12 protein-coding genes are annotated in these 12,285 nt (G+C 63.8%); 5 read left to right on the top strand and 7 right to left on the bottom strand.

Features of this window, described 5'->3' with window-relative positions; genetic code table 11:
* Nucleotides 1-4: 4 nt before the first annotated feature.
* Nucleotides 5-634: an RdgB/HAM1 family non-canonical purine NTP pyrophosphatase gene (gene rdgB, locus FRF71_RS13695; RefSeq protein ID WP_147091179.1), complete on the bottom strand. Its 630-nt coding sequence runs from the start codon at nucleotides 632-634 to the stop codon at nucleotides 5-7.
* On the bottom strand, nucleotides 631-1,347 hold the full coding sequence (gene rph / locus FRF71_RS13690) for a ribonuclease PH (protein ID WP_147091178.1): 717 nt from the start codon (nucleotides 1,345-1,347) through the stop codon (nucleotides 631-633). The genes rdgB and rph overlap by 4 nt, the downstream gene beginning before the upstream one ends.
* Before the next feature lie 81 nt (nucleotides 1,348-1,428).
* Here rph and hrcA point away from each other — a divergent pair, with 81 nt between their 5' ends.
* Both hrcA and grpE read left to right on the top strand, forming a co-directional pair.
* Complete coding sequence (gene hrcA, locus FRF71_RS13685; protein ID WP_147091177.1) at nucleotides 1,429-2,469, top strand: heat-inducible transcriptional repressor HrcA; 1,041 nt, start codon at nucleotides 1,429-1,431, stop codon at nucleotides 2,467-2,469.
* Between the two features lie 18 nt (nucleotides 2,470-2,487).
* The gene (gene grpE, locus FRF71_RS13680) at nucleotides 2,488-3,054 is read left to right on the top strand and encodes a nucleotide exchange factor GrpE (RefSeq protein WP_147091176.1); all 567 of its coding nucleotides are present in this window, start codon (nucleotides 2,488-2,490) and stop codon (nucleotides 3,052-3,054) included.
* On the opposite strand, the gene FRF71_RS13675 is transcribed toward grpE, so the two are convergent.
* From FRF71_RS13675 to FRF71_RS13660, 4 genes are all read right to left on the bottom strand, one after another.
* Nucleotides 3,055-3,399 (bottom strand): hypothetical protein, encoded by a 345-nt coding sequence (locus FRF71_RS13675; RefSeq protein WP_147091175.1) that lies wholly within the window; start codon nucleotides 3,397-3,399, stop codon nucleotides 3,055-3,057.
* Nucleotides 3,400-3,445: 46 nt separating this feature from the next.
* Nucleotides 3,446-4,600: a PrnB family protein gene (locus tag FRF71_RS13670; protein ID WP_147091174.1), complete on the bottom strand. Its 1,155-nt coding sequence runs from the start codon at nucleotides 4,598-4,600 to the stop codon at nucleotides 3,446-3,448.
* Between the two features lie 51 nt (nucleotides 4,601-4,651).
* On the bottom strand, nucleotides 4,652-5,023 hold the full coding sequence (locus tag FRF71_RS13665; RefSeq protein WP_420359384.1) for a hypothetical protein: 372 nt from the start codon (nucleotides 5,021-5,023) through the stop codon (nucleotides 4,652-4,654).
* Between the two features lie 155 nt (nucleotides 5,024-5,178).
* Nucleotides 5,179-5,706: a copper chaperone PCu(A)C gene (locus FRF71_RS13660; protein ID WP_147091172.1), complete on the bottom strand. Its 528-nt coding sequence runs from the start codon at nucleotides 5,704-5,706 to the stop codon at nucleotides 5,179-5,181.
* Between the two features lie 173 nt (nucleotides 5,707-5,879).
* Here FRF71_RS13660 and dnaK point away from each other — a divergent pair, with 173 nt between their 5' ends.
* The 3 genes from dnaK (at nucleotide 5,880) to FRF71_RS13645 (ending at nucleotide 9,958) form a co-directional block, all read left to right on the top strand.
* A complete protein-coding gene (dnaK, locus tag FRF71_RS13655) occupies nucleotides 5,880-7,799 on the top strand; it encodes a molecular chaperone DnaK (protein ID WP_147091171.1) in 1,920 nt (639 codons plus the stop codon).
* A gap of 69 nt (nucleotides 7,800-7,868) precedes the next feature.
* Nucleotides 7,869-8,999 carry a molecular chaperone DnaJ gene (gene dnaJ, locus FRF71_RS13650; protein ID WP_147091170.1) on the top strand — a complete coding sequence of 377 codons (1,131 nt, stop codon included), beginning with the start codon at nucleotides 7,869-7,871 and terminating at the stop codon, nucleotides 8,997-8,999.
* A 47-nt stretch (nucleotides 9,000-9,046) separates the two neighbouring features.
* A complete protein-coding gene (locus FRF71_RS13645) occupies nucleotides 9,047-9,958 on the top strand; it encodes an MBL fold metallo-hydrolase (RefSeq protein ID WP_147091169.1) in 912 nt (303 codons plus the stop codon).
* On the opposite strand, the gene FRF71_RS13640 is transcribed toward FRF71_RS13645, so the two are convergent.
* Nucleotides 9,955-12,267, bottom strand: coding sequence for a patatin-like protein (locus FRF71_RS13640; RefSeq protein WP_147091669.1), 2,313 nt, complete (start codon nucleotides 12,265-12,267; stop codon nucleotides 9,955-9,957). The two genes, FRF71_RS13645 and FRF71_RS13640, sit on opposite strands and share 4 nt — an antisense overlap.
* Nucleotides 12,268-12,285 lie beyond the last annotated feature (18 nt).

The following is a 12,285-nucleotide window of genomic DNA, read 5'->3' as shown; positions in this document are numbered from 1 at the left end:
AGTCTTACCCGCCAAACTGCTCCGCGACCAGCTTGGCAAAGGCATCGGCGCGGTGGCTGATGGCGTGCTTCTCGGCCGGGTCATGCTCGGCAAAGGTGCGGGTGTCGCCCAAGGGGACGAAGACCGGATCATAGCCAAAGCCCATGGTGCCGCGCGGCGGCCAGGTCAGGCTGCCATTGGCGCGGCCTTCGTAGACGGCGCTTTCGCCGTCGGGCCAGGCAATCGCGAGGACGCAGGCGAAGTGGCAGGAACGGTCTGTATCCGGTCCCAGCTCGCACAGCAGTCCTTCGACCTTTCCCATGGCCATGTACCAGTCGCGACCCGCGGGACCTTCGAACCACTGCCGTTCGGCCCAGTCGGCGGTGTAGACGCCGGGGCGCCCATCAAGCGCCGTGACGCAGAGACCGGAATCGTCAGCGAGGGCAGGGAGGCCAGAGGCTTCGGCCGCAGCCCGCGCCTTGATCAGGGCATTCTCGACAAAGGTCTTGCCCGTTTCGGCTGGCTCCGGCAGCCCGAGCGAGCCCGCAGAGATGCAATTGACCCCATAGGGATCGAGCAGGGCGCCGATTTCCTTGAGCTTGCCCGCGTTGTGCGTAGCAATCACCAGGGTTCCGCCGCCCAGCCGCCGGGTCATTTGCCGACCGCCTTATCCTGCGCCGCGAAGATCGCGTTGCAGCCGATCCGGGCGAGGCGGAGCAGGCGCAGCAAGCCTTCCTCGTCATAGGTCGCGCCTTCGGCCGTGGCCTGGACCTCGGCAATGTGGCCGCCTTCGATCAGCACGAAGTTGGCATCGGCATCGGCCGAGGAATCCTCGTCATAATCAAGGTCGAGCACCGGGTTGCCCTTGAAGATCCCGCAGCTGACCGCCGCCACCTTGCGGGGCAGTGGATCGGCGGTGATCAGGCCCTGCTTGAGCAGGCCATCGACCGCGAGGCGCAGCGCGACCCAGGCGCCGGAGATCGCGGCGGTGCGGGTGCCGCCATCAGCCTGGATCACGTCGCAATCGAGCGTGATCTGGCGCTCACCGAGCGCCTTGAGGTCGGTGACTGAGCGCAGGCTGCGGCCGATCAGGCGCTGGATCTCCTGGGTGCGCCCCGATTGCTTGCCCTTGGCCGCTTCACGGCTGCCGCGGGTGTGGGTAGCACGGGGGAGCATGGAGTATTCCGCCGTCACCCAGCCTTCGCCCTTGCCGCGCAGAAACGGCGGCACGCGTTCTTCGACTGAAGCGGTGCAGATCACCTTGGTGTCGCCAAAGCTGACCAGCACCGATCCTTCGGCATGTTTGGTGAAGTGGGGTTCGAAGCTGATAGCGCGCATCTCGTCGGGCGCGCGGCCGGAAGGTCGCATAAGTAATCCTTGCTTGGTTTCGCGCCGCGTTAGGCGCAATGGGCTTGAGGCTGCAAGCCCAGCCTTTACATTAGGCCCGCAATGTCCACCCCGCCGATCACCGAATTGACTGCCCGCGCCCGCGATATCTTTCGCCTGGTGGTGGAAGGCTATCTGACGTCGGGGCAGCCGGTCGGCTCGAAGACGCTGGCCGGCTCCGGGGTCAATCTCTCGCCCGCCTCGATCCGTTCGGTGCTGCATGAACTGGAAATGCTTGGGCTGCTGGCCGCGCCGCATACCAGCGCCGGGCGGATGCCGACCGATCAGGGACTGCGGCTATTCGTTGACGGCATGATGCAGGTGGCCGAACCGACTCCGGAAGAACGCGCCGCGATCGAAAGCCGCCTGGGCCAACCCGGGCCAATCGAGGCAGCACTGACCGCCACCAGCGCAATCCTGTCCGAATTGTCCGCTGCGGCCGGCGTCGTGATGGTGCCGCGCCGCGAGCCGCGCTTGCAGCATCTGCAGCTGGTCCCGCTGGCCCCCGGCCGGGCGCTGGCGGTGCTGGTGGGGGCCGATGGCGGGGTCGAAAACCGGGTGGTCGAATTGCCGCTTGGTCTTGCTCCCGGTGCGCTTGAGCAGGCCTCGAACTATATCTCCGCGCACCTTAGCGGGCGGACCCTGGCCGAAGCGGCGCGGGCGATGCGGGCTGAGATTGCAGCAGGGCAGACCGCGCTGGATGCCGCCAGCCGCGATCTGGTCGAACGCGGGCTGGCCGTGTGGAGCGAGGACGCGGCGCAGCGCCCGGTTCTGATCGTGCGCGGCCAGGCCAATCTGCTCGATGAAGGTGCTTTGACCGATATCGAGCGCGTCCGGCAATTGCTGGATGATCTGGAGAACCGTCAGTCCGTCGCCGACTTGCTCGATGCCGCGCGCGAGGCTGAGGCGACGCGAATTTTCATCGGTGCGGAGAACCGGCTGTTCTCGCTTTCCGGCTCTTCCGTCATCGCCTCGCCCTATCGCGATCGCGATGGCCGGGTGGTCGGCGTGGTGGGGGTTATCGGCCCGACCCGGTTGAATTATGCGCGGCTAGTCCCCATGGTGGATTTCACAGCCCAATCGCTGGGCAAACTGATCCGATAGACAGGTTTTAGAAGCATTATGAGCGACGAAAACAAGCCGCAGGTCGACCCCGCGGTGGAAGCCGAACTGGCAGGCGTTCCTGACGAACTGCTGGACAAGGAAACCGACAAGCTGGGCGAAGCGCTTGACCGGCTGCGCGAAGATCTTGAGGCGGCGAAGCAGGAGGTGCTCTACGCCAAGGCCGAAACGCAGAACGTCCGCCGCCGCCTGGAAAAGGACATCCAGGATGCCCGCGCCTATGCCGCCACCGGCTTTGCGCGCGATATCCTGTCGGTGTCGGACAACCTGGCCCGCGCGCTCGATTCCATCCCGGCCGAACTGCGTGAGGATGACAAGCTCAAGAACCTCGTCGCCGGAATCGAAGCCACCGGCCGCGAGATCGACAAGGCCTTCGCCGCCCACGGCATCAGCCGCATCGCCGCCCTGGGGCTGCCGCTCGATCCCAACCAGCACCAGGCGATGATCGAGATTCCCTCGGCCGATGCTGAACCGGGCACCGTGATCCAGGAGCTGCAGGCCGGCTATATGATCAAGGATCGACTGCTGCGACCCGCGATGGTGGCGGTGGCTAAGAAGCCGGATTGATTAAGCCGCTCCGGAAACTTTCTTTCGGACCTGCTCGATCTCACATGAAAGCAATTTGAAATCCGCTATGCGAAGTATCCGGGCGGGTCGCGCGGATGCATCAACATTTTGGGCATTCACAGCTAGAGCTTGAAGCTGCCCCTCAAGTTGCACAAACCGCAGTTGAGAATGCACCAGATCGTTGCGGATCGCCCGTAGAGCAGTGATCTCTTTGGCAAGTGCATCGGTCTTGCTCAGAGTGGCAGAGCGTCCAAGCGCCTCCTCAAGCGCGGCAAAGGCGTCAAGGAAACGGCTGCGTTCGGTGTGGAACGCGTCTTTGGTTGCCTTGTTTTCTACAGAGGTCATGGCAGCAGACCTTATTTTAGGTCTGCTGCCAATCGGTTAACTTGTTTCAAATCACCTGCGCCGCGTTCTCATCCCGGTGCTTCTTCAAATACTTCATGAACGGCGTCCCCCCAGTCCCAACGTCGGGGTCGTTGCCCGGGATCGAGCTGGCCTGCTTGTTGATATAGCTGGCGGCATATTCGAGGTGCCGGGTGCGAAAGCGCGCGACCTGTTCGAGGTTGGCGTTGAAGGCGTCCTTGAGGCTTTGCACACCTGATTCCGCCACGAACCCGCGCAACTGCGAGCGGGCGCCGACATCCTCGATAAAGCGCCGGTGCGGCACCGGGCGGTAATGGTGCAGCTCATCGAGGAAAGCCTTTAGCGGATCGTCGCTGTGCTTCACCCCGAACAGGGCATCCATGGCCGGGACGATCGAGCTTTGCGAACCGGTCTGGCCGCGCAGTGCCTGGGGCTGGCCATTGTAGAGCCCTTCATAGACCAGCCCGCCGTTCAGCGCCGGATTGTTGGCCCAGCCATGGATCCACGGGCGGACACGGTGGAAATAGACATAGGGATCGCAGCGTTCCGGCATCCGCTTGAAGTGCGCGTAGATCCGTTCCCAGGCATCGTTCATTTCCAGCAACAGCGCCTCGCAGCGCGCCGCATCACCGGCTGCGCTGGCGGCGATCAGCTGGACGGCATTGTCGAGCAGCACGCCGGCTTCCTGCTCGATCGCGACGTGGATCAGCACGAACCAGTTCTCGTCCTCACCGCCCGCGAAGTTCTGGACCATGCGGACATTGTCGAGGCTGAGCGGAGCCGCCTTGTCGATCCGCGCCCAGTTATCGAGGACATAGCCCGAATAGGGCAGCAGCGGCGCCTGGCCGAGCCGCTCGGCAATCGCCACCATCGGCTTAGCCAGGTTGGCGGGCAAGTGGCGCGGCGGCTCGGCATGGCCCCAGACATAAGCCTGAACCAGGAAGCTGTAGCGCACCATGGCGGCGCGGACTTGTTCTTCGGGGGCGGTCTGGGCCCATTCGGCCAGGTCGGGATCGGGCAGCCGCTCCAGCCAGTCGCGCACCCGGCCGCTAGTAATCAGGCCGGATAGCGTTTCGGCGGCTTCGACAATCGCGCCGAACCGGGCGGGGAGGGCGATTTCGTCGATCTCGAATGCGGAGAGGAAGCCGCGCTCGCGCGACAGGCCATAGTCGGAAAGATGCATGGGGCAACTCTCGGTCGGGCGCGGGTTGGGCCGCCCTGATAGTTGCAACTGTTACGATCTCGATTTGGGCAGATCAACACCCGTGCCGCTACGGAATGGCAGGATCTGTTGATAGGTTTTGAGTGGCGGCGCCCCTGCCACCGGCACGCCGCGGGCCAGCAGAAAGGCATGGCGCACAATCTCGGCCTGTTGCTCCAGCCCATAGCGTTCCAGCGGCCAGCCAGGCTTGAGCGCGTAATCATAGCTGCACAGCGGATGCCGGCGCAGCACCAGATACCAGCGCCCCTTGGCCTGGGCCTGCCAGACATGCGTCATCTCGTGGATGAAATGGCCCTGCAGGTGGATATCGGCCTGCGCGAAATCGTCGCAGTAGCTTTGGGACGCCGGATGGAAGTGCAGGTGCCCCATCGGCGCCATGGTCACCCGGCGGGGTTGGAACGGGAACCAGCGGCGGCGGCGGATCCGAACCGCACCGCAGTCAATCGCACCGCCGAAAACGGACTGGACCAGCGCAACCTCGCCCGGGGTCAGGGGCCGTTCGCCGCCAACCGGACAGGCATAGGTTGCGGATGCCTGGGTCAGTTCGTGTGCTCCGAGTGGTCCATGCCTTCCATCCCTTCCATCTCACCCATGTCATGCATCGCACCGCCCGGCGCTTCCAGCTTGAGTGGGGCGGAGAGCTTGTCGCCGTCGGCAAAGGTCAGGGTGATCTCGCTGCTTTCGCCGGCAACCAGCTTGGGATCGAGCTCGAAGGCCATGACGTGCTTGCCGCCGCGCTCAAACTTCACCGTTTCTCCCGGCTTGATCTCTAGGCTGGCGAGCGGGGCCATGGTGCCGCCTTTGGTCTCGTGCATTTCCGCCCGGGCAGCACCCGAAATGCTTACGGCGGCCAGCGTCACCGCCTTGTCACCGTTGTTCACCAGGGTGAAATAGCCGCCGGCGGGATTGCCCTTGACCGCCGGAAGCACCAGCGTCCCTTCGCTCAAGGCAAGGCCCGGCTTGGCCTCGGGTGCGGCCTGGCTGGCCTCATCCTTGGCGGGCTGCTGTCCGCAGGCAGACAGTGCGGCCAGCGAAATGGCCAGGAAGAGCGGGGCAAGACGCTTCATCGGGAACCTCGGATCAGGGGGTTGAAATTGCAGTGGTGCCTAATGCGACGCTGCCCTTGTGCCAAGCAAAACCGCTCCTATATCCGCCCGGTCAACGAGCCGCAGGGCGCCTTTGCCGGGACTGGGAAGGTGCAGGGGCGGTGTCCAGAAAATGACCAAGGATGGGCAGTAATATGGGTAAAGTAATCGGTATCGACCTCGGCACAACCAACAGCTGCGTTGCGGTTATGGATGGCGGCAAGCCGAAGGTTATCGAAAATTCGGAAGGTGCGCGCACCACGCCGTCGATTGTCGCCTTCACCAAGGATGGTGAGCGTCTGATCGGCCAGCCGGCCAAGCGCCAGGCGGTGACCAACCCCGACAACACGATTTTCGCGGTGAAGCGCCTGATCGGCCGCCGCTTTGACGATCCCCTGACCAAGAAGGACATGGAGCTCGTCCCCTACAGCATCACCAAGGGCAAGAACGGCGACGCATGGGTCAAGGCTGGCGGCGAAGACTATTCGCCCAGCCAGATCAGCGCCTTCACGCTCCAGAAGATGAAGGAAACGGCTGAAAGCTACCTGGGCGAAACCGTCACCCAGGCAGTGATCACCGTGCCGGCCTACTTCAACGACGCGCAGCGCCAGGCGACCAAGGACGCCGGCCAGATCGCCGGCCTTGAAGTGCTGCGCATCATCAACGAGCCGACTGCGGCCGCGCTGGCCTATGGCCTCGACAAGAACGACGGCAAGACCATCGCGGTCTATGACCTTGGCGGCGGCACCTTCGACATCTCGGTGCTCGAGATCGGCGATGGTGTGTTTGAGGTGAAGTCGACCAACGGGGACACGTTCCTCGGCGGGGAAGACTTCGACTCCAAGCTGGTTGAGTACCTGGCCGACAAGTTCAAGGCCAAGGAAAACATGGACCTGAAGTCCGACAAGCTGGCCCTCCAGCGGCTCAAGGAAGCCGCCGAAAAGGCCAAGATCGAGCTGTCGAGCGCCCAGACCACCGAAATCAACCTGCCGTTCATCACGGCCCGCATGGAAGGCGGCACCACCACGCCGCTGCACCTGGTCGAAACGATCAGCCGTGCGGACTTGGAGAAGCTGGTTGCCGACCTCATCCAGCGCACGCTGGAACCGTGCCGCAAGGCGCTGGCCGATGCGGGCCTCAAGGCTGCAGATATCGACGATGTGGTGCTGGTTGGCGGGATGACCCGCATGCCGCGTGTCCGCGAAGTCGTGAAGGAGTTCTTCGGCAAGGAACCGCACACCGGCGTTAACCCGGATGAAGTCGTTGCCATGGGCGCGGCGATTCAGGCCGGCGTGCTGCAGGGCGACGTCAAGGACGTGCTGCTGCTCGACGTCACTCCGCTGTCGCTGGGGATCGAGACGCTGGGCGGCGTGTTCACCCGCATGATCGATCGCAACACCACGATCCCGACCAAGAAGAGCCAGGTCTATTCGACCGCCGAGGACAACCAGCAGGCGGTGACGATCCGCGTGTTCCAGGGCGAGCGTGAAATGGCCGCGGACAACAAGCTGTTGGGTCAGTTCGACCTGGTCGGCATTCCGCCGGCCCGCCGCGGGGTGCCGCAGATCGAAGTGACCTTCGACATCGACGCGAACGGCATCGTGAACGTCAGCGCCAAGGACAAGGGCACCGGCAAGGAGCAGCAGATCAAGATCCAGGCTTCGGGCGGTCTGTCTGACGCGGATATCGATCAGATGGTCAAGGACGCCGAGCGCTTTGCCGAGGAAGACAAGCAGCGCCGTGCTGCGGCCGAGGCCAAGAACAACGCCGACAGCCTGGTCCATGCGACCGAGCAGCAACTGGCCGAGCATGGCGACAAGCTTGACGCCGACCTCAAGGCCGAAATCGAGGCTGCCATCGCCGAAGCCAAGACTGCGATCGAAAGCGGCAATGTCGATGACATGACCGCCAAGACCCAGGCCCTGACCGAGAAGGCCATGAAGATGGGCCAGGTGATTTACGAGAAGGAACAGGCCGCGGCTGCCTCTCCGGGTGCCGGCGCCGAAGCGGCCGACACTGCGGAAGACGTGGTCGATGCCGAATTCTCGGAAGTCGACGAAAACAACAAGGGCTGAGCAAGCCATGCATGACGCCCGCCACCGTGCTGACCGGCGCGGTGGCGGGTGCTGCATCGGGGTGGGGCGATGGCAGTAGAAGTCGACTATTACGAGCTGCTCGAGGTAGATCGCGGCGCGGATGACGCTGCGATCAAGTCCTCGTACCGCAAGCTGGCCATGCGTTGGCACCCGGACAAGAATCCCGGTGATGCCGAGGCCGAAGCGCGGTTCAAGGCAATCAGCGAAGCCTACGAATGCCTGAAAGATCCGCAAAAACGCGCAGCCTATGATCGGTTCGGCCATGCCGCGTTCCAGAACGGCGGGATGGGCGGCGGAGCCGGCGGACCCGGCGGCGGCTTTTCCGATCTGGGCGATATTTTCGAGACGATCTTCGGCAGCGCGTTTGGCGGCGGCGGCAGGCAGCAGGCCCGGCGCGGGGCGGACCTGCGTTATGACCTAGAAGTCAGCCTGGAAGAGGCGTTTCACGGCAAGCAAGCCCAGATCGAGATCGAAGTCGCTGCTGCTTGCGAGCCCTGCGATGGCTCAGGCGCCGAGCCGGGCACCGGTACGCGCCGCTGCAACCTTTGTGGTGGTCATGGTCAGGTCCGCGCCCAGCAGGGCTTCTTCATGGTCGAGCGAACCTGCCCGACCTGTCACGGTCGCGGCGAGGTGATCGAAAAGCCCTGCCGCAAATGCGGCGGGGAAGGGCGGGTCGATCAGCCGCAAACCCTTGATGTCACGATCCCGCCAGGCGTCGATACCGGCACCCGCATCCGCCTGGGTGGCAAGGGTGAGGCCGGGCCGTTTGGGGCGCCGCCGGGCGATCTCTACATTTTCGTTCACGTCCGCCGCCACGCAGTGTTCGAACGCGACGGGACCACGCTGCTGACCCGCGTGCCGATTACCTTCACTACGGCTGCGCTGGGCGGCGAGATCGAACTGCCCGGCATTGATGGCGAGCGCCATACCGTGCCGATCCCGGCCGGCATCCAGTCCGGTAAGCAGCTGCGCCGCCGCGGTGCCGGCATGCCCGTCCTGCAAGGCCGCGGGCGCGGCGACCTGGTGATGGAAATCACGGTTGAAACCCCCACCAAGCTGACCGCGCGTCAGAAAGAACTGCTGCGCGAGCTGCAGGAGACTGAGACCGGTGATGAATGTCCGGGTTCAAAGGGCTTCTTCGACAAGCTGAAGGAAGCCTGGAACGACTTGACCGATTAGCGGCGGGGGCGCAGTCCTCTCGCCCATAAGAACCGAGAGGATTTATCATGCGCCTTGCCAAGCTATCTGCCGCTGCAGTTCTCGCCGCGAGCATTCCTGCTGCTGCGCAAACGCCGGATTTCAGCAAGGTCGAGATCAAGTCGGAAATCGTCGCGCCTGGCGTTGCCGTACTGTTTGGCGCGGGCGGCAATATCGGTCTGTCCTATGGCGAGGATGGCTCAGTCCTGATCGATGACCAGTTCGCACCCTTGACCGACAAGATTGTTGCTGCAGTTGCTGCGGTCGGGGCCAAGCCGGTCAAGTACCTGGTCAACACCCACTGGCATTACGATCACACCGGCGGGAACGAGAACCTCGGCAAGACTGGAGTGACGATTTTCGCCCATGAGAACGTCCGCGTGCGGCTGCTGGCCGGTTCCAGCAGTGGCCCGACCGCCACTCCGCCGGCACCGCCCGCAGCCCTGCCGGTGGTGACCTATCAGGATGGTGTGAGCTTTCACCTGAATGGTGATCGGATCGACGCAATCGGGACTAAGGGAGGCCACACCGATGGCGACACTGCGCTTTATTGGCGCAAGGCCAATGTCCTACACACCGGAGACCTGATGATGAACGGTCTGGGTTTTCCCTTCATCGATACCAACTCTGGCGGCAATGCGCTGAACCTGGTCCATACCCTTGATCACCTGATCAAGATCACCAACCCCCAGACCAAGATCATCCCCGGCCACGGTCCGGTCGGAACCCAGGCCGATCTGATTGCCTGGCGCGGGATGATCGCGCAATCGATCGAACTGATCCGCGCGCGCAAGGCCAAGGGGCAAAACCTGGAAGCCGTGCTAGCCGACAATCCGCTGAAGCCGCTGGAAAAGCCCAAGGCCTTCATCAACGCCGACACGTTCGCCAAAGCGATCTGGGCCAGCCTGGACGCCAAGCCGGCGCCTGCCCACAAGCACTAGCTTGCCATTACCTCGGCCCTGATCCGTGGCACCAGGCCGGGATCGGCGCGCAGGCGGGGTTCTTCCTCGTCCAGGACAGTCAGGAAGGCCTCGCGCTTCAAGGCCGCCAGCTCATGCTCGTCGATGATGCTGCCGGCCGGCAGGGCAGAAGCGACCAGATCAATCATGCGTTCAGCGCCATGGAGCCGGCCCCAGAGGTAATCGTTCTCACGGTAGGCGCGGCTGAAAAACGCGCCGAAGTTGTAGAACTCCACCCCGCGCAGCGCTTGCGCTGCCCCGCCAGCGCGGATGCCAGGGCAATCGTCGGGTGAAATCCGGTCAACCTTGGCCGGATCCAGCTCGTTGATGTTCTCACCCCGCAGCAGCGGCAGAGTGACCGTGTCGTAGAACGGGAAACCCAGGTAGGTCAGCAGGATTCGCCGCCGCAGTTCGCGTGGGAGCGGCTTAAGCGCCTCGACCAGGATCGCATCAACTTGCGGATCGAGTTCGGGCAGGGCCCGGCGCTCGGCCATCATGGCAAGGACAGTGGCCGGATCCTCCAGCACTCGTCGGGCCGCAGGTACAAAGTCTGGCCCCAGATAGGCAGCGCCCTCGCGTTCGAAATAGAGACCGAGCGCGCGGTACACAGCATCGCGGGCGTCCTCGCGCGCGTGGGGATGCTCGCGGTCGATATCGTCCCAATCCTCGGACAGGCGCCGCGCCAAGTGCCGCAGGCGGCGAACGCGATAGCCAAGATCGTGGTCGCGGAAGAAGGTGATAGCTTCTGACGAAGCACCACCCTTGAGCAGGGCAAGGTGATCGAAGCCAATGGTGTTGAGCCAGCTGGTCAGGTGACGCTCTATGGCTTCTCGGTCGCCCGGAATGTCTGGTGCCGCCGCATGGATAGTCTGGGCCAGATCCTGCACGATTGCGCGCAGCTTGACCTGGCCATAACCGTGATAGGCATAGCCGGCACCCTTGGCTGCTGCATCCTGTGCTTTCTTGCGCCATGATGTCAGGCGGCGCAGGCTGGGCCATTCGAACATCAGGGTGCGACCGAACAGCCGCTCAACCTCAGCCTCGACATCGGGGCGAAGCGTTTCGACTACGCGCTTCAGTTCATCAAGCTCGTGCGAGCGCTCGGCAATGGCATCAAGATTGTCCCGAACCGGCTGCTCGCGCGGGATCGAGGATAGCGAGCCGAGGATCACCGAAAAGAAACCCGGCGGGCGCGGATCGTTGCGGCGCAGGCCGCCAACCCGGTCCGGATGGGGGTCAACATAGACGAAGCGCCGATCGACCTCGCGCTGGGCGGGCCGATCGCGCAGCACGTTCATCGCTTCGGCAAAGGGAGCGTTGACCAGCACCGAGCCGTCGATCAGCGAAACGCCTTCGACATCGCCAAGCCGGGTGTGGTTGGGCATGATCCGTGCGAAAAAGGCGGTGCGGCTGTGCCATTCCTCGTCACGCTCTGCCACCAGCGCGTCGATCTCGGCGGCTTGCAATGCCGGGAAGGCACCGGGAAAGCTGGCAGTTGCGCGTGCGGCGAAGACTAGTTCGGGTGTCGGGGCGAGGGGGTGGGCGCCGGTTAGCGGCGTCTTGCTGCGAAACCCGATCGAAAGGCGATGCTCGCTTTCCTCGGCATTGGCCGGACTGTTGAGCCGCAGCATCTGGGGATGGCCCTTGAAGTCGGTGGCAGTCACGAACAGGTCAAGCGGATGGCCCGGCGGCAGAAGCGGCGCGTCGGTCGGTCCTTTGGCCATGGTATCGAGCGCTTCAGCCAACAGACGCGAGAAACCGATGCCCGAAAAAGGCGGTTCAAACCAACGCGAGCGGATCAGGCGCGAAAGCTTGGCCCGCACCTCGCCGCGGGTCTCTGGGGCGACGCTTTGCGAAACCACGTTACCGGGACGCGAAAGCAGGAACCAGACAATCGGCATCGCCCAGAATTTGGCAAAGCGCCACCAGGGGCGGGCATCGGGATCGACCAGCACATCGACATCGGCGCGCTCCAGCCAAAGGTCGGTCAAGGGTTCCAGGCTCTGTCCGGAATGGATCGCCTGCGCCAGGAACACGCCGTTGATCCCGCCGGCGCTAGCCCCGGCAACGATATCGGGCATGACCCGCAGGCGCAGCTGACGGTCACGCTCCATGCTGCGCAGCAGTTTAAGGTAGACCGCCTCGGTGCCCTTTGGTGCATCCTCACCGACGATATGAGCGCGGCTGGCGCGGGCCAGCTTCCACAGCTCTTTGGTAACGCCGTGCATGTAAACCGCAAGGCTGACCCCGCCATAGCAGACGAGGGCGATGCGGAGTTCCTTCTGGCGCATACCGATCATATAGGCAGA

Source organism: Novosphingobium ginsenosidimutans, assembly GCF_007954425.1.
GTDB classification, from domain to species: Bacteria; Pseudomonadota; Alphaproteobacteria; order Sphingomonadales; family Sphingomonadaceae; genus Novosphingobium; species Novosphingobium ginsenosidimutans.
Note: the sequence above shows the minus strand (reverse complement) of the source record. Positions and strands in the feature narration are given on the sequence as shown.

Coding starts and splice junctions, on each gene's coding strand:
- grpE (WP_147091176.1), top strand. CDS start 2,488: ATGAGCGACGAAAACAAGCCGCAGGTCGACCCCGCGGTGGAAGCCGAA.
- FRF71_RS13660 (WP_147091172.1), bottom strand. CDS start 5,706: ATGAAGCGTCTTGCCCCGCTCTTCCTGGCCATTTCGCTGGCCGCACTG.
- rph (WP_147091178.1), bottom strand. CDS start 1,347: ATGCGACCTTCCGGCCGCGCGCCCGACGAGATGCGCGCTATCAGCTTC.
- dnaJ (WP_147091170.1), top strand. CDS start 7,869: ATGGCAGTAGAAGTCGACTATTACGAGCTGCTCGAGGTAGATCGCGGC.
- hrcA (WP_147091177.1), top strand. CDS start 1,429: ATGTCCACCCCGCCGATCACCGAATTGACTGCCCGCGCCCGCGATATC.
- dnaK (WP_147091171.1), top strand. CDS start 5,880: ATGGGTAAAGTAATCGGTATCGACCTCGGCACAACCAACAGCTGCGTT.
- rdgB (WP_147091179.1), bottom strand. CDS start 634: ATGACCCGGCGGCTGGGCGGCGGAACCCTGGTGATTGCTACGCACAAC.
- FRF71_RS13645 (WP_147091169.1), top strand. CDS start 9,047: ATGCGCCTTGCCAAGCTATCTGCCGCTGCAGTTCTCGCCGCGAGCATT.
- FRF71_RS13640 (WP_147091669.1), bottom strand. CDS start 12,267: ATGCGCCAGAAGGAACTCCGCATCGCCCTCGTCTGCTATGGCGGGGTC.
- FRF71_RS13675 (WP_147091175.1), bottom strand. CDS start 3,399: ATGACCTCTGTAGAAAACAAGGCAACCAAAGACGCGTTCCACACCGAA.
- FRF71_RS13670 (WP_147091174.1), bottom strand. CDS start 4,600: ATGCATCTTTCCGACTATGGCCTGTCGCGCGAGCGCGGCTTCCTCTCC.